The 26,043-nt window shown below is 71.4% G+C and carries 24 protein-coding genes; 16 read left to right on the plus strand and 8 right to left on the minus strand.

Going from position 1 to position 26,043, the window contains the following annotated elements; all coding sequences use genetic code 11:
* Positions 1-39: 39 nt before the first annotated feature.
* Together ATL45_RS20265 and mnmA are read left to right on the plus strand one after the other, a co-directional pair.
* Positions 40-1,275, plus strand: a complete 1,236-nt coding sequence (locus tag ATL45_RS20265) for a cysteine desulfurase family protein (RefSeq protein WP_093146743.1) — start codon at positions 40-42, stop codon at positions 1,273-1,275.
* Between the two features lie 2 nt (positions 1,276-1,277).
* On the plus strand, positions 1,278-2,366 hold the full coding sequence (mnmA, locus tag ATL45_RS20270) for a tRNA 2-thiouridine(34) synthase MnmA (RefSeq protein WP_093146742.1): 1,089 nt from the start codon (positions 1,278-1,280) through the stop codon (positions 2,364-2,366).
* A 2-nt stretch (positions 2,367-2,368) separates the two neighbouring features.
* Here the strand turns inward: mnmA and ATL45_RS20275 are convergent, their stop codons facing one another.
* Together ATL45_RS20275 and ATL45_RS20280 are read right to left on the minus strand one after the other, a co-directional pair.
* The gene (locus ATL45_RS20275) at positions 2,369-3,199 is read right to left on the minus strand and encodes an alpha/beta fold hydrolase (protein WP_093146741.1); all 831 of its coding nucleotides are present in this window, start codon (positions 3,197-3,199) and stop codon (positions 2,369-2,371) included.
* Complete coding sequence (locus ATL45_RS20280) at positions 3,196-4,362, minus strand: FAD-dependent monooxygenase (protein ID WP_281276082.1); 1,167 nt, start codon at positions 4,360-4,362, stop codon at positions 3,196-3,198. Before ATL45_RS20280 ends, ATL45_RS20275 begins: the two co-directional genes overlap by 4 nt.
* A 215-nt stretch (positions 4,363-4,577) precedes the next feature.
* Between ATL45_RS20280 and ATL45_RS20285 the strand changes: the two genes are divergently transcribed.
* From ATL45_RS20285 to ATL45_RS20320, 8 genes are all read left to right on the plus strand, one after another.
* Positions 4,578-5,099, plus strand: a complete 522-nt coding sequence (locus tag ATL45_RS20285; RefSeq protein ID WP_093146739.1) for a TetR/AcrR family transcriptional regulator — start codon at positions 4,578-4,580, stop codon at positions 5,097-5,099.
* Positions 5,100-5,137: 38 nt separating this feature from the next.
* Entirely contained in the window at positions 5,138-5,923 is a 786-nt protein-coding gene (locus ATL45_RS20290) for an alpha/beta fold hydrolase (protein WP_093146738.1), read from the plus strand.
* 31 nt (positions 5,924-5,954) lie between these two features.
* Positions 5,955-7,487: a fatty acyl-CoA synthetase gene (locus ATL45_RS20295; protein ID WP_093146737.1), complete on the plus strand. Its 1,533-nt coding sequence runs from the start codon at positions 5,955-5,957 to the stop codon at positions 7,485-7,487.
* Between the two features lie 183 nt (positions 7,488-7,670).
* Positions 7,671-8,699 carry a methionine synthase gene (locus tag ATL45_RS20300; RefSeq protein WP_093146736.1) on the plus strand — a complete coding sequence of 343 codons (1,029 nt, stop codon included), beginning with the start codon at positions 7,671-7,673 and terminating at the stop codon, positions 8,697-8,699.
* Between the two features lie 261 nt (positions 8,700-8,960).
* A complete protein-coding gene (locus ATL45_RS20305; RefSeq protein WP_093146735.1) occupies positions 8,961-9,968 on the plus strand; it encodes a DUF6461 domain-containing protein in 1,008 nt (335 codons plus the stop codon).
* Positions 9,969-10,019: 51 nt separating this feature from the next.
* Positions 10,020-10,697 carry a hypothetical protein gene (locus ATL45_RS20310; RefSeq protein ID WP_093146734.1) on the plus strand — a complete coding sequence of 226 codons (678 nt, stop codon included), beginning with the start codon at positions 10,020-10,022 and terminating at the stop codon, positions 10,695-10,697.
* 107 nt (positions 10,698-10,804) lie between these two features.
* A complete protein-coding gene (gene ligA / locus ATL45_RS20315) occupies positions 10,805-12,982 on the plus strand; it encodes an NAD-dependent DNA ligase LigA (protein WP_170210287.1) in 2,178 nt (725 codons plus the stop codon).
* A 37-nt stretch (positions 12,983-13,019) separates the two neighbouring features.
* Positions 13,020-13,505, plus strand: a complete 486-nt coding sequence (locus ATL45_RS20320) for a GNAT family N-acetyltransferase (protein ID WP_093146733.1) — start codon at positions 13,020-13,022, stop codon at positions 13,503-13,505.
* A gap of 196 nt (positions 13,506-13,701) precedes the next feature.
* Here ATL45_RS20320 and ATL45_RS20325 read toward each other — a convergent pair whose 3' ends face one another.
* Positions 13,702-14,355: an ACT domain-containing protein gene (locus ATL45_RS20325; protein WP_170210517.1), complete on the minus strand. Its 654-nt coding sequence runs from the start codon at positions 14,353-14,355 to the stop codon at positions 13,702-13,704.
* Positions 14,356-14,658: 303 nt separating this feature from the next.
* Here ATL45_RS20325 and gatC point away from each other — a divergent pair, with 303 nt between their 5' ends.
* The 4 genes from gatC to gatB are packed head-to-tail and all read left to right on the plus strand — an operon-like array spanning position 14,659 to position 18,162.
* On the plus strand, positions 14,659-14,958 hold the full coding sequence (gene gatC / locus ATL45_RS20330; protein WP_093146731.1) for an Asp-tRNA(Asn)/Glu-tRNA(Gln) amidotransferase subunit GatC: 300 nt from the start codon (positions 14,659-14,661) through the stop codon (positions 14,956-14,958).
* Positions 14,958-16,466: an Asp-tRNA(Asn)/Glu-tRNA(Gln) amidotransferase subunit GatA gene (gene gatA / locus ATL45_RS20335; RefSeq protein WP_093146730.1), complete on the plus strand. Its 1,509-nt coding sequence runs from the start codon at positions 14,958-14,960 to the stop codon at positions 16,464-16,466. The genes gatC and gatA overlap by 1 nt, the downstream gene beginning before the upstream one ends.
* The gene (locus ATL45_RS20340) at positions 16,463-16,660 is read left to right on the plus strand and encodes a hypothetical protein (RefSeq protein ID WP_093146729.1); all 198 of its coding nucleotides are present in this window, start codon (positions 16,463-16,465) and stop codon (positions 16,658-16,660) included. The genes gatA and ATL45_RS20340 overlap by 4 nt, the downstream gene beginning before the upstream one ends.
* Positions 16,657-18,162 (plus strand): Asp-tRNA(Asn)/Glu-tRNA(Gln) amidotransferase subunit GatB, encoded by a 1,506-nt coding sequence (gene gatB, locus ATL45_RS20345; protein ID WP_093146728.1) that lies wholly within the window; start codon positions 16,657-16,659, stop codon positions 18,160-18,162. Before ATL45_RS20340 ends, gatB begins: the two co-directional genes overlap by 4 nt.
* A gap of 566 nt (positions 18,163-18,728) precedes the next feature.
* On the opposite strand, the gene ATL45_RS20350 is transcribed toward gatB, so the two are convergent.
* Positions 18,729-19,886, minus strand: coding sequence for a PQQ-dependent sugar dehydrogenase (locus ATL45_RS20350; protein WP_246025451.1), 1,158 nt, complete (start codon positions 19,884-19,886; stop codon positions 18,729-18,731).
* A gap of 327 nt (positions 19,887-20,213) precedes the next feature.
* Between ATL45_RS20350 and ATL45_RS20355 the strand changes: the two genes are divergently transcribed.
* Positions 20,214-21,761, plus strand: a complete 1,548-nt coding sequence (locus tag ATL45_RS20355) for a BCCT family transporter (protein WP_246025452.1) — start codon at positions 20,214-20,216, stop codon at positions 21,759-21,761.
* Between the two features lies 1 nt (position 21,762).
* Here the strand turns inward: ATL45_RS20355 and ATL45_RS20360 are convergent, their stop codons facing one another.
* On the minus strand, positions 21,763-22,689 hold the full coding sequence (locus ATL45_RS20360) for an alpha/beta fold hydrolase (protein WP_093146726.1): 927 nt from the start codon (positions 22,687-22,689) through the stop codon (positions 21,763-21,765).
* A 110-nt stretch (positions 22,690-22,799) separates the two neighbouring features.
* Here ATL45_RS20360 and ATL45_RS20365 point away from each other — a divergent pair, with 110 nt between their 5' ends.
* The gene (locus ATL45_RS20365; protein ID WP_093146725.1) at positions 22,800-23,549 is read left to right on the plus strand and encodes a DoxX family protein; all 750 of its coding nucleotides are present in this window, start codon (positions 22,800-22,802) and stop codon (positions 23,547-23,549) included.
* A 118-nt stretch (positions 23,550-23,667) separates the two neighbouring features.
* Here ATL45_RS20365 and ATL45_RS20370 read toward each other — a convergent pair whose 3' ends face one another.
* From ATL45_RS20370 to ATL45_RS20380, 3 genes are all read right to left on the minus strand, one after another.
* Entirely contained in the window at positions 23,668-24,078 is a 411-nt protein-coding gene (locus ATL45_RS20370; RefSeq protein WP_093146724.1) for a hypothetical protein, read from the minus strand.
* A gap of 35 nt (positions 24,079-24,113) precedes the next feature.
* A complete protein-coding gene (locus ATL45_RS20375; protein WP_093146723.1) occupies positions 24,114-24,917 on the minus strand; it encodes an alpha/beta fold hydrolase in 804 nt (267 codons plus the stop codon).
* 70 nt (positions 24,918-24,987) lie between these two features.
* Positions 24,988-26,040, minus strand: coding sequence for an RNA polymerase subunit sigma-70 (locus ATL45_RS20380; protein WP_246025453.1), 1,053 nt, complete (start codon positions 26,038-26,040; stop codon positions 24,988-24,990).
* Between the last annotated feature and the right edge of the window lie 3 nt (positions 26,041-26,043).

The following is a 26,043-nucleotide window of genomic DNA, read 5'->3' on the forward strand; positions in this document are numbered from 1 at the left end:
GGCTTCCGCTCGGTCGGCCTGCATTACCCTGGATGAGCGATGACTTACCTCGACCACGCTGCCACCACACCCATGCGACCTGGGGCAGTTGCTGTGCTCAGCGAGGCGTTGACCAGGATCGGCAACGCCTCGTCGCTGCACACCTCGGGCCGCCGGGCGCGGCGCGCGGTGGAGGAGTCGCGGGAGGACATCGCGGACGCGTTGGGCGCCCGGCCGTCCGAGGTGCTGTTCACCGCGGGCGGGACCGAGAGCGACAACCTGGCGGTCAAGGGGATCTTCTGGGCCCGGCGGGCCGAGGATCCGGCGCGCCGCCGCATCCTGGCCTCGATGGTGGAGCACCACGCGGTGCTCGACGCCCTCGAGTGGCTGGCCGAGCACGAGGGCGCCGAGATCACCTGGCTGGCCGTCGACGAGCACGGGCGGGTGCGCCCGGAGGTGTTCGAGGCGGCGCTGGCGGAGAACCCGGGTGACGTGGCGCTGGCCACGGTCATGTGGGCGAACAACGAGGTCGGCACGGTCAACCCGGTCGCGGAGCTGGCCGTCGCCGCCGAGCGCCACGGGGTGCCGCTGCACACCGACGCGGTGCAGGCCATCGACACCCTGCCGGTGGACTTCGCGACTTCGGGAACGTCCGCGCTGACCATGACCGGGCACAAGGTCGGCGGCCCGTACGGGGTTGGCGTGCTGCTGCTGGGGCGCGACGTCAAGTGCACGCCGGTGCTGCACGGCGGCGGGCAGGAGCGCGAGGTGCGCTCCGGCACCCTCGACACCCCGGGCGTGCTGGGGCTGGCCGCTGCGGTTCGGGAGGCCGTCAACGCCCGCGAGGGGCACGCGCCGAAGTTGGCCGCGCTGCGCGACGAGCTGATCAGAGGTGTTCGCCGCGCGGTCCCGGACGTGCTGCTCAACGGCGATCCCGGGAACGGCGTCGTCGGCGGAGGACCTTCGCGATTACCCGGCAACGCGCACTTCACCTTCCCCGGCTGCGAGGGCGACAGCCTGCTGATGCTGCTGGACGCCAAGGGCATCGAGTGCTCCACGGGGTCGGCGTGCACCGCCGGGGTCTCCCAGCCCAGCCACGTGCTGCTGGCGATGGGAGCGGAGCCGGAGGCCGCGCGGGGTTCGCTGCGCTTCTCGCTGGGGCACACCTCGACGGCGGCAGATGTACAGGCACTCACCGAGGCCATCGGGCCGGTGGTGCGACGAGCGCGTAGCGCCGGTCTGGCCGGGTTGCGCCGATCTTCGGCGGGGCGAACGACCACCGCCACGGAGGTGTGAGCGTGCGAGTACTGGCAGCCATGAGCGGTGGGGTGGACTCCGCGGTCGCCGCGTCGCGCGCGGTGGAGGCCGGGCACGAGGTCGTCGGGGTGCACCTGGCGCTGTCGGCCAAGCCCGGCACGCTGCGCACCGGCGCGCGCGGGTGCTGCACCATCGAGGACTCCCGCGATGCGCGTCGCGCCGCGGACCTGCTGGGCATCCCGTTCTACGTGTGGGACTTCGCGGAGCGGTTCACCGAGGAGGTCATCGAGACCTTCGTCGGCGAGTACGCCGCGGGCCGCACCCCGAACCCGTGCCTGACCTGCAACGAGAAGATCAAGTTCGAGGCGTTGCTGGACAAGGCGATGGCGCTGGGCTTCGACGCGGTCTGCACCGGCCACTACGCCCGGCTGTCCATCGTGGACGGTATGCCGGAGCTGCGGCGCAGCCGCGACGAGGGCAAGGACCAGTCCTACGTGCTGGCCTCGCTGACCGCCGAGCAGCTGCGGCACTCGATGTTCCCGCTCGGCGACTCGCTGAAGTCCGAGGTGCGGGTGGAGGCCGCCGAGCGCGACCTGGCGGTGGCGAAGAAGCCGGACAGCCACGACATCTGCTTCATCCCGGACGGCGACACCCGCAAGTTCCTGGAGGGCAAGCTCGGCCAGGCACCGGGCAAGCTGGTCGACGCCGACACCGGCGCGGTGCTCGGCGAGCACACCGGGGTGCACGGGTTCACCATCGGCCAGCGCAAGGGCCTCGGCATCGACGCCCCGGCGGCCGACGGCCGGCCGCGCTACGTGCTGTCGTTGGAACCGGTGTCCGGCACGGTCAAGGTCGGCGCGGCGGAGCGGCTGTCGGTGACCGAGATCGACGCCAAGCGCCCGATCTGGCCGTCCGAGCAGCCGCTGTCCGGGCCGGTGGAGTGCGTGATCCAGGTCCGCGCGCACGGCGGCACCGCGGAAGCGGTCGCCGAGGCCGACGGCGACGGCATCCGCGTCCAGCTCCGCCAGCCGTTGCGCGGTGTGGCGCCGGGCCAGGCGATCGTCCTGTACCGCCCGGACGCAGCCGGAGACCTGGTGCTGGGCTCCGGGATCATCGCCGCCACCCGCTGAGGTCAGGTCGCGATGAGGTCGGCGAGGCGGTCGGGCTGCCCCTCGGTGATCAGGTGGCCTGCTGACGGGATCACGCTGAGCGGCAGGCCGAGGGTGCGCCGCGCGGCGGCGGCCAGGGGACGGCTGGGGAAGTAGCGGTCGTGGTCGCCGACCGCGACGACCCGGTCCACCGCCCGGTCCGCCACCACGGCAGGCGCGGGATCCAGGCTCGACCGGGCGTGCCGGGCGATCAGCGTCATCCACTCCACCAGTTCCGGCCGGGGGCGATCGCCCGGTGCGAGCATCGTGGCGAGCAGTCGCGCGCTGTCGACCGGGCGGCAGCGGAGCAGCCAGGACGAGGACGCCGCGGCGATGCCGGGTGTGATCCGTGCGCGGATCAGCCCGCCGGGCGACAGGAGAACCTGCCGCGAGACCAGCGGCGATGCCGTGGCCAGCGCGATCGCCGCGCCCAGCGAATGGCCGACGAGGACGACCGGGGATCCGGTGACCTGGTCGATCACCTCCGCCAGCCACCGCCCGTACCAGGAATGCCGTTGCGGTGCGGGGATTCGCCGACCGCTGCTGAGGCCCGGCTGGCCGGGGAGGTCGGCCAGGACCACGCGGCAGCGCGCGGCGAGCGCGGTCGCCAGCGGCAGGCAACTGGCCGCGCAGAAGTTGGTCCCGGGCACGAAGACCGCCGTCTGCGGCTCGGTGCCCGCGGTGACCAGGTGCGTTGTGGCGCCGTTGGCCGGGACCAGGCGGCGTTCGTGCGGCACGGGCCATGCGTCGAGCTGGTCGGTGCACCACCGCTCGATCGCCTTCCGCCCCCGCTCGTTCCGGTAGAGGCTCTTCACGGGCGCTCGGGGAGGTCGATGGCGTTGGCGGCGCGTTCGAGGGTTTTGGAGAAGGCGATCGTCTTCGGCAGGTGGGGCAGCACGCGCATCATCTGGTTGCGCATCCACAGACCGGTTCGGGTCGTCGGGATGAGGGTCTTCGCGCCGTCGGTGGCGATCCGCTGGTTGGCGGTCACGTAGTCGCGCATTTCGCTCTCGTAGCGGCGGAACGCCGTTCGGTGGTCGCCGTTGGCCGCGCCCAGCGCTGCCGCCAGGACGTAAGCGCCGACCAGCGCCAGGCTGCTGCCCTGGCCGGACAGCGGGGACGGGCCGTAGCCCGCGTCGCCGACCAGGGCCACGCGGCCGCGGGTCCAGCCGTCCATCCGGATCTGGGTGACGGAGTCGAAGTAGAGGTCGGGTGCGCTGCGGGCGGCTTCGAGCAGCTGCGGGACGATCCACGGCTCGTCGCGGAAGGCCTTGTCCAGCAGCGGGATCTGGGTGCTCGGGTCGCGGGGGTCGAAGCGCAGCCGCGGTGAGGCGAAGCCGAGGATCGCCTTCGCGCCCGCGTCGGTCCTCGCCCGGTACATCCCGGCCAGCCTGCCCGGGGTGTTGCGCAGCGTGGCCGAGCGCTCCAGGCCGAGGAAGTTCTCCGTGCTGAAGATCGAGATGTGGAAGCCGAGGTAGCGGGCGAAGTCCCGCTCCGGCCCGAACGCCAGGTGGCGGACGTTGGAGTGCAGCCCGTCCGCACCGATGACGAGGTCGAACTCGCGCGGCTCGGCCCGCTCGAACGTCACGCGGACGGCATCGGAGTCCTGCTCGATCGACGTGATGGAGTCGTCGAAGAGGTGCTCGACGCCGGCGATGCGCTCGTGCAGGAGGCGGGTCAGCGTGCCGCGCATGACCTCGACGTCGTCGGGGCCGCCCATCAGCTGGTCGACGCGCACGTCGGCCAGCGGGCGGCCGTCGGCGTCGGTGATGGTCAGGGCCCGTATCCCGGTGCGGGCCTGCTGGATCTCGGGCAGTATCCCCATCCGCTCGGCCACGGTGACCGCCGCACCGCGCACGTCGATCGCGTAGCCGCCGTCGCGGATCGCGGGCGCTCGCTCCACGACCGTCGGGTGGAAGCCGTGCTCGCGCAACCAGAAGGCCAGTGCCGGTCCGGCGATGCTGGCTCCGGAGATCAGGACAGTGCCGCCTCTCCGGGATTTTTCAGTGGTGGTTGCGTTTGGCGTCGTTCTCGCTTTTTGCGTTTTCTGGTGGCTGGGTTGCATCACGGTCCCCTGAGGTGCGGTTGGGCAGGACTCCGGTTGAGACAAGACCACGCTAGACCGATTACTTACCGGGCGGCAAGTAGCTTACCAGTCGGTAAGTACTAGGATCCTCGGTGAGGAGGACGCCGATGCCGAGGACACGGGTCGACACCAGCGCGGAGATCCGCGCGGTCGCCGCCGAGCTGTTCGCCCGCCAGGGGTTCGAGAAGACCAGCCTGCGCGAGGTGGCCGAGCGGCTCGGCATCACCAAAGCCGCGCTGTACTACCACTTCGCGTCCAAGGCGGACCTGGTGCGCGGCATCGTGCAGCCGCTGGTCGACGAGGTCGAGGCGCTGCTGGCGGAGAGCGGGGGGAGCACCGCTGAGCAGTTCCTCGCCGACTACTTCGACGTGGTGCTGCGCCACCGGCAGGTGTACGTGATGGTGTTCCGGGACATCGCGTCGCTGGCGCAGCTCGACCTGATGGCGCAGATGCTGGACTGGCGCGACCGGACCTACCAGATGCTGGTGGGCGAGGACGCCACGCCGGCGCAGATCGCCAAGGCGACGGTGGCGATCGGCGGGCTGCAGGACTGCGCGCTCACCGAGGGACCACCGGAGAACTTCCGCGACGCGGCGCTCGCGGCGGCGATCGCCGCGCTGCGCAGCTGAGCTTGCCGCGTCGCGAGCGGTGACGACATGATCACCGCATGACAGCCATTCACGTGACTGAGCGGGGAAGCGGCGAGCGCGCGGTGTTCGTGCACGGCTCGGGTTCTTGGGCGACGCACGACGCGTTCGGCTTCGGCGCGCAGCTCCCGCTCGCCGAGGACTTCCGGATCGTGCTGCCGGACCGGCGCGGCTACGGCGGCAGTCCGGACGTCGAGCGCAGCGACTACGCGCAGGATGCCGAGGACATCGCCGAGCTGCTCGACGGCGGTGCGCACCTGGTCGGGCACTCCTCGGGCGGTGTGGTCGCGCTGCTCGCGGCTACGCGCGCTCCGGATTCGGTGCTGTCGTTGACGTTGATCGAGCCCGCGTGCTTTCAGGTCGCCGCTGACGCACCGCTGGTCGCTGCCGCTTTGGAACGCAACCGCGCGGCAGTTGCGTCGGTGCCGCCGGATCTTTCCGACGCGGATCTGGTGCGCCTGAACTTCGAGTCGGTCGGCTTCGAAGCGCCCGAGCCGACCCCGGAACTCGCCCGCGCCACGCGGACCGCGCTGAACGAGTTCCCGGCCTGGGAAGCGCAGATCCCGCTCGACCGGCTCGGCGCGTTCCCGAAGCTGGTGATCACCGGTACCTGGGAGAACGCGCCGCAGGCGTACCGGGAGCACGGCGGAGAGCCGATCATGCAGTGCGCTGCGGTCACCGCCGAACGCATCGGTGCGGATCTGCTGCGGGTCGACGGCGCTTCGCACTGGCCGCACAGCCAGCGCGCGGACGTCGTCAACGCGGCGCTGCGCGAGTTCTGGAAAGCAGGCGCGTTGCGCGGTTAGTGTCTGGGACCACCCGCGGAATGGAGGCCCCATGTCCGATCTTCGCGCCAGCACCGTTGCCGATGTCCTGCGGCGCAGCGCCGCACGGGTTCCGGACCGGGTCGCGCTCCGGTTCGTCGACGGCGCCGGGCGGGAGGCGGAGTGGACCTACGCCGAGCTCGACGACGCGGTCAGCCGCGCCGCAGGACTGCTGCTGGCCGCGGGCGCCGGCAAGGGCGACCGGATCGCGGCCTACGGCAAGAACTCCGACGCCTACCTGATCGGCTTCCTCGCCTGCGCGCGGGCGGGGCTGGTGCACGTGCCGATCAACTACAACCTGACCTCCGGTGAGCTCGCCTACCTGCTGGCGCAATCGGAGAGCAGCATCGCGCTGGTCGACCCCTCGCTGGCGGGCGAACTCGACCGGGTCCGGGCCGAAACCCCGGTGCGGCAGGTGATCCCGCTGCGCGGCGACGAGGATTCGCTGCTGGCGCGATGCGTCGCAGGGCCCGTTCCCGAACTCGACGTGGAGGTCTCCGACGACGACCTGGTGCAGCTGCTCTACACCTCGGGCACGACGTCGCTGCCCAAGGGCGCGATGATGACGCACCGCGCGCTGCTGCACGAGTACCTGTCCTGCCTGGCGGCGCTGGACTTCGCCGAGGACGACCAGCCGCTGCACGTGATGCCGCTGTACCACTCCGCGCAGATGCACGTGTTCCTGCTGCCGAACCTGATGATCGGGGCCACCAACCGGCTGCTGGAGGTGCTGGAACCGGGCGAGGTGCTCCGGCGGATCGAAGACGAGCGGATCGGTTCGTTCTTCGCCGCGCCGACCGTCTGGGTCGCGCTGGCCAACCACGCCGATTTCGCCGAGCGCGACCTGAAATCGCTGCGCAAGGCCTACTACGGCGCCTCGATCATGCCCGGGCCGGTGCTGCAGCGGTTGCGCGAGCGGCTGCCAGAGCTCGGCTTCTACAACTGCTTCGGGCAGTCCGAGATCGCGCCGCTGGCAACCGTGCTGCGCCCGGAGGAGCACGACGAACGGCCGGACTCCGCCGGGCGGCCGGTACTGTTCGTGGAGGCCAAGGTCGTCGACGAGCAGGGCGCGGAGGTGGCGCCGGGGGAGTCCGGCGAGATCGTCTACCGGTCGCCGCAGCTGTGCACCGGGTACTGGAACAAGCCCGCGGAGACCGCCGAGGCGTTCCGCGGCGGCTGGTTCCACTCCGGCGACCTGGTGCGCCGCGACGAGGCCGGGTACGTCTTCGTGGTGGACCGGATCAAGGACGTGATCAACACCGGCGGGGTGCTGGTCGCCTCCCGCGAGGTGGAGGACGTGCTCTACGCCCACCCGGCGGTGGCCGAGGTGGCGGTGGTCGCGGTGCCCGATCCGAAGTGGATCGAGCGGATCGCCGCGGTGGTGGTCGCCAAGGCCGAGGTGACCGAGGCGGAACTGGTCGAGCACGCCCGCGGCCGACTGGCCGGGTTCAAGGTGCCCAAGGAGATCCACTTCCTCGACGACCTGCCGCGCAACAGCTCCGGCAAGCTCCTCAAGCGCGTCCTCCGCGACCAGCTCGCCGGCTGAGGCTCCGTTTCCACTGGTCAGAGCCCGTGAGTGGTTTGTGAGGCTATAGCACCCCAAAGTACTCACGGGCTACCACCAGCAGAAACGGAGCCCAGGAGGGCGAAAACGCCGCGCCATGAGGCCTCGCCGCGGCAGCGGGCCGCCCGGTCGGGCGGGCGGGCACGGGCTGTCGATAATGGCGGGGTGACTGACGCAGCTTGGGGTCCGGGGATCGCCACCGCCATCGGGTCGATGCCCGGCACGGATCCGGTGGAGACCGCGCGCACCGTGGTCGGGGAACTGCCCGACCTGGCGCCGTTCCCGGAACTGCCGGGCCGCGGGGTCGGCGCCGACATCCTGGGCCGCACCGCGGGCCTGCTGGTCGATCTGGCGGTCGAGGTGGTGCCCTCCGGATACCGGGTCGCCGGTCGCCCGGGCCGCGATCAGCAGCGCGCCGTCGACCTGCTGCGCTGGGACCTGGACGCGATGGAGCAGGCGGTCGCCGAGAAGGGCGCCCCGCGCGCGGTGAAGGTGCAGGCCGCGGGCCCGTGGACGCTCGCAGCGGGCATTGAGTTGCACCGCGGGCACCGGGTGCTCACCGACCACGGCGCGCTGCGCGACTTCACGGAGTCGCTGACCGAGGGATTGCGCGAGCACGTGGCGCAGGTCGCCGCCCGGACCGGTAGCCGCGTCGTGGTGCAGCTGGACGAGCCGATGCTTCCCATGGTGCTGGCGGGCGCCCTGCCCACGCCGTCCGGCTACGGCAAGGTTCCCGCTGTTCCGGCGCCCGAAGTGCAGAGCCTGCTCGGCGAGGTGATCGAAGAGCTCGGCGAGGCAACGGAATCGCCGGTCATCGTGCACTGCTGCGCCCGTCGCCCACCGGTGGCGCTGCTGCGCCGCGCCGGCGCGGGAGCGATCGCGCTGGATGCGACCGGCCTCGGCGACGTCTCCGGCGAACTGGCCGACGAACTCGGCGAGGCCTGGGAAGAAGGAACCACGCTGTTCCTCGGCCTGGTCCCCAGCACCCAACCGGCGCACGACGCACTGCGCGCTCTCGCGCAGCCCGCGTTCGACCTGGCCTCCCGCCTCGGCTTCGCCCGCAAGGCCCTCGCCGAGCGAAGCGTCCCAACCCCGACCTGCGGCCTCGCCGCCGCAACCCCGGCATGGTCCCGCCGCGCGATCAACCTCACCCGAGACCTGGCAAAGCTCTTCGCAGACGAAGCCGCGCAGTAGGAATCCGAAGGACTGAGCGGCCGGAATCGCATCGTTCCCGCGTTGACGTCCCGCACGACGGAGCGGTCGAGGATTTTCTCGCCGACGCCGTGCGGGACGGCCCGTCGCCCCGGGTTCGACCATCGACTTGATCCAAGTGGCGCAACTGGGGCCGCCTGGGGAGTCCTCTGTGGACTTGCGCGGCTGATCGGGTGGTCGGAGTTGCCGAGTCTTTTTCCGATTTGGCGGTGAGGGCCTTCGTACGCTGGTAGGAAGGTGGTCGTGGGCAGCTACTGCGTCAGCGAGATCGAGCGCGCCGGGTGGGTTCGGCGCAGCATCATCCAGGAAGCGGCGTGCCTTACTTTCGTGCGCGGTGGCAATCTCGGCCAGGTGGCCGAGGCGTTCGGGGCGATCGTCGCGTGCGAGCGGGAGCTCGACGTCGACGAGTTCTGCGAGGAGGCCTTCGCCAACCAGGAGAAGCACCCGATGATCGCGCTCAAGCAGCTCGGCGACTGGGTGCTGGTCTTGGAGGACAGCGGCCAGCAGGGACGGCGGCCCGAGGTGCTGCGGCGGGTCGCGGAGACCGAGGCCGTCTCGGTGTTCTGGGACGGCAGCGGGCTGACCCGCTTCTCGCACGCCGTTCGCGGGCAGCTGAGCACCGCGTTCGAGGCGGTGCTGCCGGAGATCCGGGAGGGCGCCGATCCCGACGCGCTGGAACAGCTGCGCGTTGATCTTCCGTGGTCGCAGGCCGATCCGGTGGCGCTGATGCTCGCGCTGGCCGGGCGGATCACCGGGTTGCCGCCGAGCCCGGGCTGGCTGGCCGGACGGCTGCGGACCTTCCCCGTCGCGCCGTGGCCGGACGACCTGGTCGCGGTGGCCGATCCGCTGGAGCACGTCGCCGGTTACCCGGCGGAGCTGATCTCCGCGCTGCGCTCGGCCGGTGACCAGCCGCTTCGACAGGCCGCGGCAGCCGTCGCCCGGCAGGTCATCGTCACCGCCGACTGCGTCGACCACCCCGTGCTGCGCCGCACCACGTGCTCTCTGAGCACCGGGGCCCCGGTCGACCACGGTGAGCTCGCCGCCGCCGTGCGGGAGCTGTCCTGGCAGAGCGTTCACAGCCGGCCGTGCAGCAAGATCCGCGCGCACCTGCGGGCCGCCGAGGCCGTGCGGCTGGCCACCCACGGTGACCCGCTGACCGCGCTGACCGGGGTCCTGGGCGCGGCGCGGCAGGTGCGTGGCCTGGAGATCGGCGAGCTGGCGGGCATCGTCGCCGCCGAACTGGCGGGGTGAGTCCGCCCGTTCGGCCCCGGGCCGGACGGCGCGACCGGCACAATGGGGAGCATGTTCAGGTTCCTCCGCCGCCGCGCCGCTGAAAAGACCGCAGCCGAACCGGTCGACGTGCCCGCCGAGGCGGCCGCTCGCGCCGAGGAGTTCTGGCAGCGGTGGGACGACCTGCTGCCCGAGCTGGCCTCCGCGCTCGGCGACAGCGAGCCGCAGCGCGTCGAGAACCTGGTGGCCGACATGGTCGCCTCGGTGCACCCGAACCTGACCTTCGCCATCGAGCACGGCGAGAAGGCCGTGTACGCGCTGGTGCTCAGCGGCCAGGCCGATCCCGAGCTGCGGCCCTACACCGACGCCTGGATCGCCGCGGCCCCGCCGCAGGACACGCTGTGGGAGTACCACGACTCGGTGCCCCCGGTGCCGGACCCCACCGGGGTCACGGTGAACCTCCGCGGCGAGAAGTACCCGCTCGGCGAGGTGCGGGTGGCCGCGCAGGTCGACGAGGCCGAAGGCGTGGTCGACGTGGCCGTCTACCACCCCGGCTTCCAGGCCTTGGAGGACAAGGCGCGGCAGGCGCTGACCTTCCTGCCGCTGGACGCGACCCTCGGCGAGCGCCTGGCAGCCGACCGGCTGGGCCGCGTGGAGACCGCGGAGCAGGAACCGGAGGGCGCGATCGGCCTGCTGGAGCTCCGCGAGCTGGTCCGCGACCTGGACCGCACCACCACCCCGGAGTCCTGATCACCTCCGGGACCGCGTCGACTTCGCGCGAAATCGACCGCGGCTCCGGTGCGGCGGTCGGCGAGGCGCTGCGTGCCGTTGTCGGGGTCGCTCGCTAGTCTCGGGGCGTGACCAGCAAGGACGTGGACGACCGCAACCCGGACAACGGCGCTGAGGCGAACGTGCCGACCGACCCCGCCGCCGACCGGGCGGCCGAGGGCGTCGAGGACGTTCCCGCCGACGTGCGCGAGCGCTACGCGGAACTCGCCGAGGAGGTCCGCGGCCACCAGTTCCGCTACTACGTGCTCGACTCGCCGACGATCTCCGACGGCGAGTTCGACGAGCTGTTCGCGCAGCTCCAGCGGCTGGAGTCCGAGCACCCCGCCCTGCAGGCACCGGACTCGCCGACGCAGGTCGTCGGCGGCACCTTCTCCACCGAGTTCACCCCGGTCGCGCACCTGGAGCGGATGCTGAGCCTGGACAACGCGTTCAGCGCCGAGGAGCTGCAGACCTGGGTCGAGCGGGTGGAGCGCGAGATCGGCGGCGACGCGCACTACCTGTGCGAGCTGAAGATCGACGGCCTGGCGATCAACCTGCTCTACCGGGACGGCCGGCTGGAGCGGGCGCTGACCCGCGGCGACGGCCGCACCGGCGAGGACGTCACGCTCAACGTGCGCACCATGGCCGACGTGCCCGAGCAGCTCACCGGCTCCGACGAGTACCCGGTGCCCGCGCTGGTCGAGGTGCGCGGCGAGGTGTTCTTCCGCGTCGACGAGTTCGCCGAGCTCAACGCCGGGCTGGTGGAGGCCGGCAAGCCGCCGTTCGCCAACCCGCGCAACGCCGCGGCCGGTTCGCTGCGGCAGAAGGACCCGCGGGTGAGCCGCTCCCGGCCGCTGCGGATGATCTGCCACGGCCTGGGCAAGCGCGACGGCTTCGAGCCGCAGCGGCAGTCCGAGTCCTACGCGGCGCTCAAGGCGTGGGGGCTGCCGGTGTCCCGCCACACCGTGGTGCTGTCCACTGTGGACGAGCTGAGCAAGCACATCGACTACTGGGGCAAGCACCGCGACTCCGCCGAGCACGAGATCGACGGCATCGTGATCAAGGTCGACGAGGTGCCGCTGCAGCGCCGCCTCGGCACCACCTCCCGCGCGCCGCGCTGGGCGATCGCCTACAAGTACCCGCCGGAGCAGGCCACCACGAAGCTGCTGGACATCCAGGTCAACGTCGGCCGCACCGGCCGCGTCACGCCGTTCGCGGTGATGGAGCCGGTGAAGGTCGCCGGTTCCACGGTGTCGATGGCGACCCTGCACAACGCCGACGAGGTGCGCCGCAAGGGCGTGCTGATCGGCGACCGCGTCGTCATCCGCAAGGCGGGCGACGTGATCCCCGAGGTGCTCGGCCCGGTGGTCGACGTGCGCACCGGCGACGAGCGCGAGTTCGTCATGCCCGCGACCTGCCCGGAGTGCGGCTGGCCGCTGGCGCAGCAGAAGGAGGGCGACGTCGACCTGCGCTGCCCGAACGCCCAGGGCTGCCCCGGGCAGCAGCGCGAGCGGCTGTTCTACCTGGCCAGCCGCAAGGTGCTGGACATCGACGCGCTCGGCTTCGAGGCCGCGGGCGCGCTGCTGAGCGCCGGGGTGATCGACGACGAGGGCGACATCTTCGACCTCGACGAGGCGAAGTTGCTCAAGACCCCGCTGTTCACCACCAAGGAGGGCAACCTCTCGGCCAACGGCGCCAAGCTGCTGGCCAACCTGGACGTGGCCAAGGAGAAGCCGCTGTGGCGGGTGCTGGTGGCGTTGTCCATCCGGCACGTCGGCCCGACGGCGGCGCAAGCGCTGGCCCGCGAGTTCGGTTCGCTGGACCGGATCGAGGCCGCCTCCGAGGAGGAGCTGGCGGCCTCCGACGGGGTCGGCCCGACCATCGCCACCGCGGTGCGCGAGTGGTTCGCGGTGGACTGGCACCAGGAGATCGTGCGCAAGTGGCGGGCCGCCGGGGTGCGGATGGCCGACGAGCGCGACGAGTCGATCCCGCGCACCCTCGAGGGCCTGTCCATCGTGGTCACCGGCACCCTGCAGACCTTCTCCCGGGACGAGGCCAAGGAGCTGATCATGGCGCGCGGCGGTCGCGCGGCGGGATCGGTGTCGAAGAAGACGGCGTTCGTGGTGGTCGGCGACTCGCCGGGGTCGAAGTACGACAAGGCGATGCAGCTCAAGGTGCCGGTGCTGGACGAGAACGGGTTCCGGGTGCTGCTCGACGACGGCCCGGAGGCGGCGGAAGCGGTCGCGCTGCCCGCCGAGGAGGAATGACCGGCCGCTGTCGGTGCGGCCGGGCAGGATCGGCGGTATGACGACGATCCGAGTGGCCCGGCCGGAGGAGTACGCGGCGATCGGCGAGATCGCCGTCCGGGCCTACACCGAGGCGGCCGCCTTGCCCGCCGACGTTGATTACGCATCGGTGCTGCGCGACGCGGCGGACCGCGCGGAGAAGGCCGAGCTGCTGGTCGCCCTCACCGGTGACAAGCTGCTCGGCACCGTCACCGTGGTCCGCCCCGGCACCACCTACGCGGAGGTCTCGCGGCCCGGTGAGCTGGAGTTCCGCATGCTGGCGGTGGCGCCGGAAGCGATGGGCAACGGCGTCGGCCGGGCACTGGTCCAGGCGGTGATCGACCGGGCTCGCGAGCAGGGCCTGGAACGCGTGGTGCTCTGCGTGAAGGACACCTCGGAGTCCGCGCAGCGGCTCTACCGGGGCCTCGGGTTCCAGCGCTGCCCGGACCGCGACTGGAGCCCGGTCCCGGACGTCCGCCTGCTGGCCTTCGGGCTTGACGTCTGATCTCGGCGTCCGCCCGGGGAACGCAAGTTCCATCGAAATCAGACATCTGATTTCAATGGAACTTGCGTTCGGTTCCGGTGCGCCGGGCCCCGACACACCGGTGGTGAGTCGCGGTCGACGCGATTTCAATGGAAATTCGACGTCAGATTTCCATTGAAATCGCATCACCGGTGCGCCGGGACCGGGCGCGCGAGGATCAGCCGTCGAGGACGACGGAGACGATTCCTGCGAGGTGGGCGAGGCGGGCGAGTTCCGCCGCTCGGAACATCGGGCCGCCGGGACGGCCTGCCAGCAGGACCCGGTCCGGCTTGCCGATGGGCGTCGCCGCCAGTTCGGTGCCCAGCTCCTGCCAGGTCTGCGGAACCCAGGTGTCGTCGCCGTCGAGGATCGCCGCGCGCGGCAGCGGCAGCCACGGCAGTTCCAGGTAACCCTCCTGCGGGGCCGACGTGCTCGCCGCCAGCTGCTCCGCGCCGCCCGAGCGGTGCCCGAAGACGATCGCCCAGCCGGAACGGATGATCTTGGGGACGCCCTCGGCGAAGATCTGCAGGCCGCGACCGGGCTCGGCGGCGATCTCCTCGACCAGTTCGAGCTCGCGGTGGGTGTCCAGCACGCCCGCGTAGGGGCGGACCGCGTCGACAGTGACGCCTTCGACGGATTCGGCCGCGGTGATCAGCACGTCCGGCAGGCGCCCGGAGGGCAGCTCCACCACCAGGTCGTCGATCGCCACGCCGCCGACCCGCTCGACGACGTCGACGCTGAGGATGTCCGCACCGATCTCGCCGAGCGCGCTCGCCACCGAGCCGAGATTGCCCGGCCGGTCCGGAATCTGCACCCGGATGAGGAAGGACACCGGACTCAACGCCTCCAGTTTCATGCGCGACACCTCGCCGGTCGCGCTGCTCCGAAGCGCACGAGGCCGCACTCCAGCGGCTCCTCGCACGAGGAACTGGCCCTGAAATTGTGGCAGACGCGGATGGCTAGCGGTGCCACCGCCGTCCACGCAGTGGAACGACCGGCGGTTCCCGAAGGTTCCCAGGAGCGCTGTCCTGCGAGCAGTCGCGTGCGCGCACGCAACCCCAGGAACGTTCCAGGCGGCCTGGTCAATAGACTGGGCGGTACCCGTGAAACCGGACATGACCAGGGAGCCTTCGCAGTGTCCAAGATCTCCCGCGACGAGGTCGCGCACCTCGCCGGCCTGGCGCGGCTGGCCGTCACCGAGGCCGAGCTCGACACCTTCGCCGGCCAGCTGGACCAGATCCTCGATGCGGTGGCCAAGGTGGGAGAGGTCGCTGCGGACGACATCCCGCCGACGTCCCACGCCGTGCCGGTGACCAACGTCTTCCGCGAGGACGAGGTGCGGCCGGGTTTGACGCGCGAGCAGGCGCTCGCTGCCGCGCCCGCCGCTGAAGAGGACCGGTTCCGCGTGCCGCGGATTCTCACCGAGGAGGCCTGATGACGACCGCATCTGGCGGCAGCCTGACCGGGCTGACCGCGTCCGAGCTCGCCGCGAAGCTGGAGGCGGGTGAGGTCTCGTCGGTCGAGGTGACGCAGGCGCACTTGGACCGGATCGCGGCCGTCGACTCGGCCGTGCACGCGTTCCTGCACGTCGACACCGAGGGCGCGCTGGCCGCGGCCCGCCGCGTCGACGAGGACCGCGCCGCGGGCCGGGCGGCCTCGCCGCTGGCCGGCGTGCCGCTGGCGCTCAAGGACGTGTTCACCACCACCGACATGCCCACCACCTGCGGCTCCAAGATGCTCGAGGGCTGGGTTCCGCCGTACGACGCGACCGTGACCAAGCGGCTGCGCGAGGCGGGCGTGGTCATCCTCGGCAAGACGAACATGGACGAGTTCGCGATGGGCTCGTCGACCGAGAACTCCGCCTACGGCCCGACCCGCAACCCGTGGGACCTCAACCGCATCCCGGGTGGTTCCGGCGGTGGTTCCTCGGCGTCGCTGGCCGCGTTCGAAGCGCCGCTGGCCATCGGCACCGACACCGGCGGCTCCATCCGCCAGCCGGGCGCGGTGACCGGCACGGTCGGCGTGAAGCCCACCTACGGCGGCGTGTCCCGCTACGGCCTGGTCGCGTTCTCCTCGTCGCTGGACCAGCCGGGACCGTGCGCCCGCACGGTGCTCGACGCCGCGCTGCTGCACGAGGTGATCGGCGGGCACGACCCGCTGGACTCCACCTCGATCGCGCAGCCGGTGCCCGCGGTCGTCGCCGCTGCCCGCGCAGGCGCCTCGGGCGACCTCAAGGGCGTGCGCGTCGGCGTGGTGCGCGAGTTCTCCGGTGACGGCTACCAGGCGGGCGTGCAGCGCGCGTTCGAGGCCGCGGTGGAGCAGCTGTCCGCGCTGGGCGCGGAGGTCGTCGAGGTCTCCTGCCCGCACTTCACCTACGGGCTGTCGGCGTACTACCTGATCGCGCCGAGCGAGTGCTCCTCGAACCTGGCCCGATTCGACGCGATGCGCTACGGCCTGCGCGTCGGCGACGACGGCGAGCACAGCGCCGAGGAGGTCATGTCGCTGACCCGCGAGGCCGGCTTCGGCCCGGAGGTCAAGCGGCGCATCATGCTCGGCACCTACGCGCTGTCCTCGGGCTACTACGACGCCTACTACGGGCAGGCGCAGAAGGTGCGGACGCTGATCACCCGCGACTTCGACGCCGCTTTCGAGCAGGTCGACGTGCTGGTCTCGCCGACCACCCCGACCACGGCGTTCGAGATCGGCGAGCGGGTCGACGACCCGATGGCGATGTACCTCGCCGACCTGTGCACCATCCCGTCGAACCTGGCGGGCAACGCCGCCATGAGCGTCCCCTGCGGACTGTCCGATGAGGACGGTCTGCCGGTCGGGCTGCAGATCATGGCCCCGGCGATGGCCGACGACCGGCTCTACCGGGTCGGGGCGGCGTACGAGACCGCGCGCGGTGCGCTCCGCGTGCCCGAGCTGGAGGTGGCGGTATGAACCCGAAGTTGAAGGCGGCGTTCCAGCTGGCCTCGGTGCTGTCCGCGGCGTTCGGCCTGCGGGCGAGCATCCGCGCGGCGCGGGAGAAGAAGGACAAGCTGGAGCTGGCGGACGCGATCATCACCGCGGCCGGGCTGATCACCGGCACCGCGCTGGCCGTGCGCGCGCTGCGCGAGGAGGAGGACGAGAAGTGACCTCCGTCGCCGAGATCATGGACTACGACGAGGTCCTGGCCCGGTTCGACCCGGTGCTCGGCCTCGAGGTGCACGTCGAGCTGTCCACGAACACGAAGATGTTCTGCGGCTGCGCCAACGCCTTCGGCGCGGAGCCGAACTCCCAGGTGTGCCCGGTGTGCCTGGGCCTGCCGGGTGCGCTGCCGGTGGTCAACGCCAAGGCCGTGGAGGCCGCGATCCGGATCGGCCTGGCGCTGAACTGCCAGGTCGCGGAGTGGTGCCGGTTCGCCCGGAAGAACTACTTCTACCCGGACATGCCGAAGAACTTCCAGACCTCGCAGTACGACGAGCCGATCGTGCACGACGGCTACCTCGACGTGGTGCTGGACGACGGCGAGACGTTCCGCGTCGAGATCGAGCGCGCGCACATGGAGGAGGACACCGGCAAGTCGCTGCACGTGGGCGGCAGCACCGGTCGCATCCACGGCGCCGTCCACTCGCTGCTGGACTACAACCGCGCCGGCGTGCCGCTGATCGAGATCGTCACCAAGCCGATCACCGGTGCCGGTGAGCGCGCCCCCGAGGTCGCCCGCGCCTACGTCACCGCGCTGCGGGACCTGCTGCGCGCGCTGGACGTCTCCGACGTGCGGATGGACCAGGGCTCGCTGCGCTGCGACGCGAACGTGTCGCTGATGCCGAAGGGCACCACCGAGTTCGGCACCCGCACCGAGACGAAGAACGTCAACTCGCTGCGCAGCGTCGAGCGCGCGGTGCGCTTCGAGATGCAGCGGCACGGCGCGGTGCTGGCCTCCGGCGGCTCGATCCTGCAGGAGACCCGGCACTTCGACGAGTCCACCGGCTCCACCTCGGCGGGTCGCCGCAAGGAGACCTCCGAGGACTACCGCTACTTCCCGGAGCCGGACCTGGTGCCGATCGCGCCGTCCCGCGAGTGGGTCGAGGAGCTGGCCAAGACACTGCCGGAGCTGCCGTGGGAGCGCCGCAAGCGCGCCAAGGAGCAGTGGGGCCTGTCCGACGAGGAGCTGCGCGACCTGGTCAACGCCGGTGCGCTGGAGCTGATCGCCGAGACGGTGGAGGCCGGAGCGCAGCCGGGCGAGGCCCGTTCCTGGTGGGTCTCCTACCTCGCGCAGCAGGCCAACACCCGCGGTGTCGAGCTGGCCGACCTGGACATCACGCCGAAGCAGGTGGCCCGGGTGATCGCCCTGGTCGCGGAGGGCAAGCTGACCAACAAGCTGGCTCGCCAGGTGGTCGACGGCGTGCTGGCCGGCGAGGGCGAGCCGGACGACGTCGTGGCGGCCCGCGGCCTGGAGGTCGTCTCCGACGACTCGGCCCTGCAGAAGGCGATCGACGAAGCCCTGTCGTCCCAGCCGGACGTGGCGGACAAGATCCGCGGTGGCAAGGTGCAGGCGGCGGGAGCGATCGTCGGTGCGGTCATGAAGGCGACCAAGGGCCAGGCGGACGCGAAGCGGGTCCGCGAGCTGGTCCTGGCGGCCTGCGGCCAGTAGTTCTCCCGGCAGAGGGCACCTCGTGGCGAGCGATCGCCGCGAGGTGCCCTTCGTGCTTTCAGCGGGTGATGCCGCTGTCAGTTCGAGATCCCGCCACTGCCGCCTCGGGCGGCGGACCCGGTGACCTTGCGCGAAGTGGTGAACCTCTGCGATTTCGGTTGAAATCGGCTGGCCGCGGCACTGGAGGTCCCGTCGAGAGCGGTGCCGATTTCAATTGAAATCGCTATACACCTGAGGTGGCCACCTGCCGCTTTGAACCCGACCCGGCCCCGTGCCTCGCCGCACTGCGCCTCGTGGCGTTCGCGCGGTATCACCGCCGAAGGGTTCGGTGGTGATACCAGGGAGTCCTGGTCATCGGCGGTGCGGGGGCCGGCTTTGGGTTCAAAGCGGTGGGTGGTCGCCTGGATGGTGTAGCGATTTCAATTGAAATTGGATTTGTCGCGTTTTCGACGGAGCCTGCGGTGGGGTGAATCCAATTTCAACCGAAATCGCGAAGGTTCACCACCCTTCGATCAGTGGTTGCACGGCGTGTCCTTCAGCGGAGGCTGGTCAGGAACGGGGGCTGATCAGTCCTTGCCCGCGGTGCCGCCGGTCGGGGGCTCGAGGCGGATCACCCGGTCGTCGCTGGAGATCGGGGCGCCGCCGTCCTTGTTCGCGGTGCCCAGCCAGATCAGGCCGTCGGAGGCGAGGGCCGCCGCCGAGAAGCGGCCGTAGGTCTTCTCCATCACCTTCGCCGGCTGGCCGGTGACCGTGCCGTCCGGCGCCGGGCTCAGGGTGTAGAGCGCGGCGGCATCGCGCAGCGCCACCACCACGTTCGCCGGGTCGGCGGCGCAGCCGGTGACGCCCGGGCGGTCCGCCCAGGTCCACGACGGCGCTCCCAGCGGTTCGCCGAGCTTCATCCGGAACAGCGCGTCCTTGTCGGCCAGGCGGTCGGTCACCCAGTACATGCCCAGCGCGGGTGTGCCGCAGAGCCCGGCCGGGTCGGTCAGGCCGGAGACCACGACCGGTGACTTCGGGTCCGGGTTGCCCTGCGCGGGTTTGCCGAAGCCGTCGATGCGCAGCAGCTTCCCGGCCAGCGACTGCGGGTTGGCGGCGTTGCCTGCGCTGCCCGCGTTGCCGGTGGCGACCAGCAGCGCGCCCTGGCCGTCGTCGAGCAGTGCGCCGGAGTTCCCGCGCGGGCCCTTGGGGATGCCGGTCAGCACCGGTTTCGGCCGGTCGCCCGCGGCCACCCGCACGACCTGGTTGTCGCTGCCGGTCGTGACGTAGGCGTAGAACAGCTCGTCCTCGTGGTACGTCGGGGACAGCGCCAGCCCGGTGAGGCCTCCGCCGCTGCTCGCGTCGACCGGAATCCTCGCCAGCTCAACGGGTTCCGCATCGCGCGCCACCCGCAGCACGCGTCCGGTGGCGCGCTCGCCGACCAGCGCCGCGCTGCCGTCGGGCAGCACCGCGATGGCACCGACCGGGTCCAGGCAGGTCGCGACCACGGCCGGGTCGGGGTCCTCGCAGCCCACCGGCTGGGCGGGCTTGTCCGGTTCGGTGCCGGTCTGCGGCGGTGGCGCTTCGCTCTCGAAGGACGGTTGCGGGCCGGCCTGCGGCTCCAGCGACGGCGGGTCGCCCCACGGCCTGGTGTGCTCGTCCGGGAACTGCGCGCAGCCCGCCAGCAGTGTGCCGAGCACCACGGTCGTGCTCAGCAGGACTCGGCGCATGCGATTCGGGGCTGCCACGACGACCGAGCCTAACGGCCCGCCGGTGAACCCTCGGTGAGCCCGTCCGGTCGTGAGTGCGTAACAGCGTTCGAACACTGTTACGCACTCACGACCGATCACCGTGTTCCTCGTCATGCTCGGCCGGGGTGGTTTTGACCAGTTCCGCACCGGCGGGCTAGCGTCTGCGAGTTCGTTGGCGCCGGATGGAAGGTTCCACCTCCGCAGAGACGATCGGCTTCGGCCGATCCGCACAGGCGCTGATCTCCTCGCGTTCCGCCCGCTGCCGCGAGCCCGGAGTCGCACGCGCCTGCTCAGGCGCCCTGCTTCCGACAAGATTGGTATCCCGTGACTTCGACGAGCGCGGAAATCTCCGAGACCGACAAGCGACGCCCTCGGGCCGACCTGGTGGTGTCGGCGCTCAGCGGCGGGCTGCTCACCGCCTTCGTCGTCACCGCGCTGGTCGCACCGGAGGCGACCGGGAACGCGGTGTCCACCGCGTTCGCCGCCTGCGCCGCCTGGTTCGGCCCGTACTGGCAGGTCCTGCTGCTGGCCACCTTCGTGATCGCGGTCGTGCTCGGTGCCTCCCGCTACGGGCGGGTCCGGCTCGGCGGTGACGTCGAACCGGAGTTCGGCACCTTCAAGTGGCTGGCCATGATCATGTGCACGCTGCTCGCCGCCGGTGGCGTGTTCTGGGCCTCCGCCGAGCCGGTCTACCACTACGTCGACCTGCCGCCCGCCTACGCCGACGTGGCGCCCGGTTCGGCCGAAGCGGTCACGGTGGCGCTCGCGCAGAGCTTCTCGCACTGGGGCTTCCTGGCCTGGGCGGTGCTCGGCACGCTCGGCGCGATCGTGATGATGCGCGCCGCCGAGAAGGGACTGCCGCTGCGGCCGCGCACCCTGCTGCACCCGGTCTTCGGCGAGCGCATCCAGCGCCACTGGCTGGGCACCGTCGTCGACGTCATCTGCATCATCGCGGTGGTCGCGGGCACCGTCGGCCCGATCGGCTTCCTGGGCATGCAGGTCTCCTACGGCATGTCGACGATGTTCGGCACGCCGGACACCTACCCGATGCAGGCCGCGATCATCCTGGGCCTGACCGCGGTCGCGGTCGTCTCCGTCATCACCGGCGTGGACAAGGGCATCCAGCTGCTCAGCCGGTTCAACGTGTGGCTGGCGGTCGCGACGATGGCGGCGATCCTGGTGCTCGGGTCGGCGGCGTTCGTGGTGGACGGCTTCCTGAGCGGTTTCGCGCGGTACGTGCAGGACTTCGTGCCGATGTCGCTGTACCGCGGCAACGGCGAGTGGCTGGGCAGCTGGACGGTGTTCTTCTTCGGCTGGTTCATCGGCTACGCGCCGCTGATGGCCATCTTCGTCGCGCGGATCTCCCGCGGTCGCACGGCGCGCAACCTGATCGGCTTCACCGCCGGGGTGGCGCCGGTGGCCACCGCGCTGTGGTTCACGGTGCTGGGCGGCACCGGGGTCATGCTGGAGCAGCGCACGCCCGGTTCGGTGTCGGGGCCGCTCGACGAGTCCGGGCTGCCCGCGGCGCTCGTGTCGGTCGCCCAGCAGCTGCCGTGGGGCGGCGTGCTCGGCGTGGTGCTGCTGGTGCTCACCACGACGTTCGTGGCCACCACCACCGATTCCATGTCGCTGGCCATCGCCACCGCCGGAACGAGCAGCGGGGAGCCGAACAAGTTCTCCCGAGCATTCTGGGGCCTGCTGATGAGTGTCGCGGCGATCGCGCTGATTGCGGTAGGCGACAGCGGGGTCAGCGCGCTGCAGTCGTTCATCGTGGTCACCGCGGTGCCCGCCGGTTTCGTGCTGCTGCCGACCCTGTGGGCGGCGCCGAAGGTGCTGCGGGAGATGGCGGCCGAGCAGGGCATCACCCGCTGATTCAGCCGCGTTCCGGGAACGGCAGGCGGACGCGCGGCATCTCCGGCGGCGGGGGATCGATGCCCAGCCGCGCGCATTCGACCGTCTCCACCCGGTGCAGCAGCAGCGAGAGCTCCTCGCGCACCGCGTCGGGCGCCTCGAACGGCAGGAAGTGCGATGTCGGCAGCCTTCGCACGCGCGCTTGCGGGAGTTCGGCGACCGCGTGCGCGAGGCTGCCGACATCGGCCAGCACGTCGTGCTCGCCGGCGAGCACCGTGATCGGACAGGACAGTCCGGACGCGCGGGCGCGGGCCGAGGCGCTCCACGCGAGGCTCAGCTCGGCGTGCCACCGCCAGTCGTGCTGCAGCAGCAGGCGAATCGCCTCGGCGAGCCCGGAACCGTCGGCATCTTCCCGCAGCAGCCCCGAGTTCTGCAGGAGACGGCCGGGGACGTTGGCGTACGGCAGGTTCGCGGTGATGCTTTCGAGGAAGTCGCCCAGCAGCCGCAGCGACGCCGAGCCGCCCAGCGCGAGCAGGCGGCGAACAGCGTCCGGCACTCCGACGGCGCGCAGCAGGGCGTCCGTGCCGAGCGTCGGCGGGCCGGCCAGCAGCAGCAGACCGCGCACCCGGTCCGGGAAGCGCCGGGCGAGCTCGACCGCCACCACCGTGCCGCCGGACCAGCCGACCACGACGCCGGTTTCGGCTCCGGCCGCGTCGAGCGCGGCGATCGCGTCCTCCGCGTGATCACGCGGGGTGGTGGCGCCGGTGCGCCGCGGTGACCAGGTGATCGTTCGCGTGGCGGAGTCCACCGGGAGCAGCTCGGAGGCCGCCACGAGCTCCGGGCACCGCAGGAGCATCGGACGCGCGGCCGCACCGGCTTCCGCCCATTCCCGGAAGCGCAAGCCGCTACCAGCGGAAACATCGAAATCACGGAACACCCGCCGCGTCATCGGACCATTCTGCCGCACGCGCCGGGCGGGGTATCGAAGCAGTTACGTGTCGAGACGGTTTTGCCGAAGGGGTCGCACGGTGGGGTGAACATGCCCTAGCCTCGTCCGGCGTGAGGACTCACGACGATCGCCCCGGCGGTGCGGGCGGCTACCCCGACGATCGCAGCTACGGTGCGCACGCCCAACAGCCAGGGGCGGGCGCGCAAGGTGCCCGGAGCACGCAGAGCCTCGGCTCGTCGAAGTACGACTACTACGACGACGATGACGGCTACAGCGACGCCGAAGCCACGTCGCTGGTGGATCCCGGCGGGCGCGAGGAGGAGGCGTACTACGACGACCTCGGGCGCACCCGCAAGCCGTTCGGCTGGAGCGGGAGCACCGACCTCGGTCTGCTGATCATGCGGCTGTCGCTCGGCGGCCTGTTCCTGGTGCACGGCGCGCAGAAGCTCTTCGGCGTGCTCGGCGGCCCCGGGCCGGAAGGTTTCGCCCAGGCGCTGGCCAAGATGGGCTTCCAGCAGAGCGCCATGCTCTCGCTGGTCACCGGCGCCACCGAGCTCGGCGCGGGTGCGCTGCTGGTGCTCGGCCTGTTCACCCCGCTGGCCGCGGCGGGCGTCGTCGGCGTGATGGCCAACGCGATCTTCCTCAAGCTCGGTGCCGGTTTCTTCAACACCACCGGCGGTTTCGAGTTCGAGGCGACGCTGCTGGTGCTGGGCCTGGGCCTGATGTTCACCGGCCCCGGCCGGGTGGCGCTGGACTACGGGCGGGTGTGGTTCCGCCGCCCGCTGACGTTCGGCTTCACCAGCCTGATCATCGCCGCCGGTGCGGCGGCCGCAGTTCTGCTGGTGTTCCACCAGGCCTGACCGAAGACCGGAGCGGGGGCGCGCACGCGAAGTGCGCGCCCCCGCTCGCTGTCGTGAGTGTTTTGGGGTGTTATCGCCACACAAAGCACTCACGGCCTTTGACCTGCGGAAGGCGTCCTCAGCGGATTCGGGTCTGCTCCGTGTGATAGCCGCCGCCCGGCCAGACCCAGTCGCCGGCGAGGTGGTCGCCGTCGGTGCTGAACCGGGCGCGGTAGTGGGCGGGCGAACCCTTCTCGCCGCCCCAGATGATCAGCGTGTCACCGTCGATCTCGTAGACGTAGTCGAAGGTTTCGCCGTCGGCGCCGTAGAAGCGGGACTTGAGTTCCGCGCCGGGTTCGGTGGCGCCGAAGGGCTTCTCGCGGCCGATGATCTCGATGCCGCGCACCCGGTGCCCGTCCTGCTCGATGTCGATCTCCTGGTGCAGGAAGTGCCCGCCCGGCAACCACGAGTAGGTGACCTGGCCGGTGGCGCCGCCGCTCACCCGCCAGGTGCCGACGAGCCGGTCGAGGGAGCGAATGGTGTTGTCCATGGAGTTTCCGCCTTTCAACGGGGAATCGGAGTCGTTCAGCCGCGCAGGAATTCGACGATCGGCGGGGCGAGCTTGGCGGGCGCCATCATCACCGCGCCGTGGTTGAGGCCGGGCAGCGTGCGGTGCTCGGCGGTGGGCAGCACCTCGGCGATGGCGCGGGCCGCGCTGTGGAAACCGGCCGGGCTCTTGCCACCGGTCAGCACGAGAGCGGGCGAAGTCGTCGACCACTCCTCGGCCTTGAGCGGTTTCCCCTGCTGGGAGTCGCCCATCACCGCGATGTCGTGGGGCAGCGTGTGCGCCATCGCTTTGAGGCCGGACCACACGCCGGGCATCAGCCGCATCATGGCGACCACGAACCCGGGCATGCCCTGTGCCTTGGTCATGAAGTACTTGACCGCCTCGCCGCGCCGGTCATCGGCGAGCAGTGCGTCGATGTGCCGCGCGAAGTCCCACGGCGGGCCGAATTCGCCCTTCTCGACCACGAACGGCGGCTCGTACACCGCGATCCGTTCGACGTCGAGCTCGACCGCGGCGCGCAACGCGAGCACGGCGCCGGAGGAACTGCCGAACAGCGAGGCCGAACCACCGGCGTGCGCGATCAGCGCGGCGATGTCCTCGATCTCGCGCTCGACCGCGTAGTCCGCCGCGTCGCCGCTCGCGCCCCGGCCCCGCCGGTCGTAGTTGATGACGGTGAAGTGCTCGGCGAGCAGGGCGGCGAGCTTGCGGGCGTCGGACCGGTCGGCCAGCGCCGAGGACACCAGGACGACAGCGGAGCCGCTGCCGGATTCCTCGAACGCGATCTCGGTGCCGTCCGGCGAGCGGACTGCGTGCTTGGTCATGGCTTCTCCGTCCAGGGGTGTCGTGCCGTCTTCTGCTCGTGTGACGGCCCCTCGGCGGAAAAGGAATCGGTCAGTTCGGCGGCAGCACCAGCGGAAGTCCGGCCGCGGCGAACCAGCGCGGTTCGAACGAGGTGATCGCGGTGATCCGGCCGTCGTCGACGCGCAGCACGTCGAGCACCTGCGCGCGGAACTCCCCGGCGAGGTCGCGAGTCTGCTCCGCAGTCGGGCGCTGGACGTAGTGCGCGACGGCGGGCTGCCGGTTCACGCTGGTCAGCACGCTGCGCCACGAACCGAGGTACCACTGCGAATCCGGGTCGAAGACCTGGCGGGCGAAGTCGAGCAGCGGGTCGCGGCCGACCAGCCAGGCCGGGTGCGGCGGCATCGTCTGCCGCACGTCCTCGGCGAGCAGTCCGGCGAGCGCGTCCAGGTCGGCCTGCTGGTGCGCTTCGACGTACTGCCGGACCAGTGCGCGCTCATCGGCGCTCGGCTCCGCGGACTGCGTCCAGTCGTCCCGGTTCCGGGGCAGCTGCTGCTTCAACGTCGCGCGCGCCCGCTGCAACGCGCTCTTCACAGAGGTCACGCTGGTCTCCAGCAGCGCCGCGGTTTCGGTGGCGGGCCAGCCCAGCACGTCGCGGGTGATCAGCACCGCCCGCTGCCGGGCGGGCAGCTGCTGGATCGCGGCCAGGAACGCGAGCTCGACGGTCTCCCGCGCGACCGCCACCGCGGCGGGCTCCTGCTCGGCGTCGGCGACCGGCTCCAGCAGGTGATCCGGAACCGGTTGCAGCCAGGGAACTTCGGCCGGCGGCGATCCCGCTCCGGCCAGCGGCGGCACCCGGTAGGGACGGGCCACCCGCTTGTTCCGGTCGATCAGGTCGAGGCACGCGTTGGTGGCGATCTTGTACAGCCAGGCGCGGAACGTCGACCGGCCCTCGTATGTCTCCCGCCGCCGCCACGCCCGCAGCAGCGTCTCCTGGACGACGTCCTCGGCATCGTCGAACGAGCCGAGCATCCGGTAGCAGTGCACCTGCAGCTCCCGGCGGTAGCGCCCGGTCAACTCGCCGAACGCGACCTGGTCGCCGTCCTTCGCCGCGGCCACCAGCACGCCGATCTCGTCGGGAACCACCCG

The organism is Saccharopolyspora antimicrobica (genome assembly GCF_003635025.1).
In the GTDB taxonomy this organism is placed as follows: domain Bacteria; phylum Actinomycetota; class Actinomycetes; order Mycobacteriales; family Pseudonocardiaceae; genus Saccharopolyspora; species Saccharopolyspora antimicrobica.

Coding starts and splice junctions, on each gene's coding strand:
- ATL45_RS20265 (WP_093146743.1), top strand. CDS start 40: ATGACTTACCTCGACCACGCTGCCACCACACCCATGCGACCTGGGGCA.
- ATL45_RS20285 (WP_093146739.1), top strand. CDS start 4,578: ATGCCGAGGACACGGGTCGACACCAGCGCGGAGATCCGCGCGGTCGCC.
- ATL45_RS20290 (WP_093146738.1), top strand. CDS start 5,138: ATGACAGCCATTCACGTGACTGAGCGGGGAAGCGGCGAGCGCGCGGTG.
- ATL45_RS20295 (WP_093146737.1), top strand. CDS start 5,955: ATGTCCGATCTTCGCGCCAGCACCGTTGCCGATGTCCTGCGGCGCAGC.
- ATL45_RS20310 (WP_093146734.1), top strand. CDS start 10,020: ATGTTCAGGTTCCTCCGCCGCCGCGCCGCTGAAAAGACCGCAGCCGAA.
- ATL45_RS20320 (WP_093146733.1), top strand. CDS start 13,020: ATGACGACGATCCGAGTGGCCCGGCCGGAGGAGTACGCGGCGATCGGC.
- gatA (WP_093146730.1), top strand. CDS start 14,958: ATGACGACCGCATCTGGCGGCAGCCTGACCGGGCTGACCGCGTCCGAG.
- ATL45_RS20340 (WP_093146729.1), top strand. CDS start 16,463: ATGAACCCGAAGTTGAAGGCGGCGTTCCAGCTGGCCTCGGTGCTGTCC.
- ATL45_RS20360 (WP_093146726.1), bottom strand. CDS start 22,689: ATGACGCGGCGGGTGTTCCGTGATTTCGATGTTTCCGCTGGTAGCGGC.
- ATL45_RS20370 (WP_093146724.1), bottom strand. CDS start 24,078: ATGGACAACACCATTCGCTCCCTCGACCGGCTCGTCGGCACCTGGCGG.
- ATL45_RS20375 (WP_093146723.1), bottom strand. CDS start 24,917: ATGACCAAGCACGCAGTCCGCTCGCCGGACGGCACCGAGATCGCGTTC.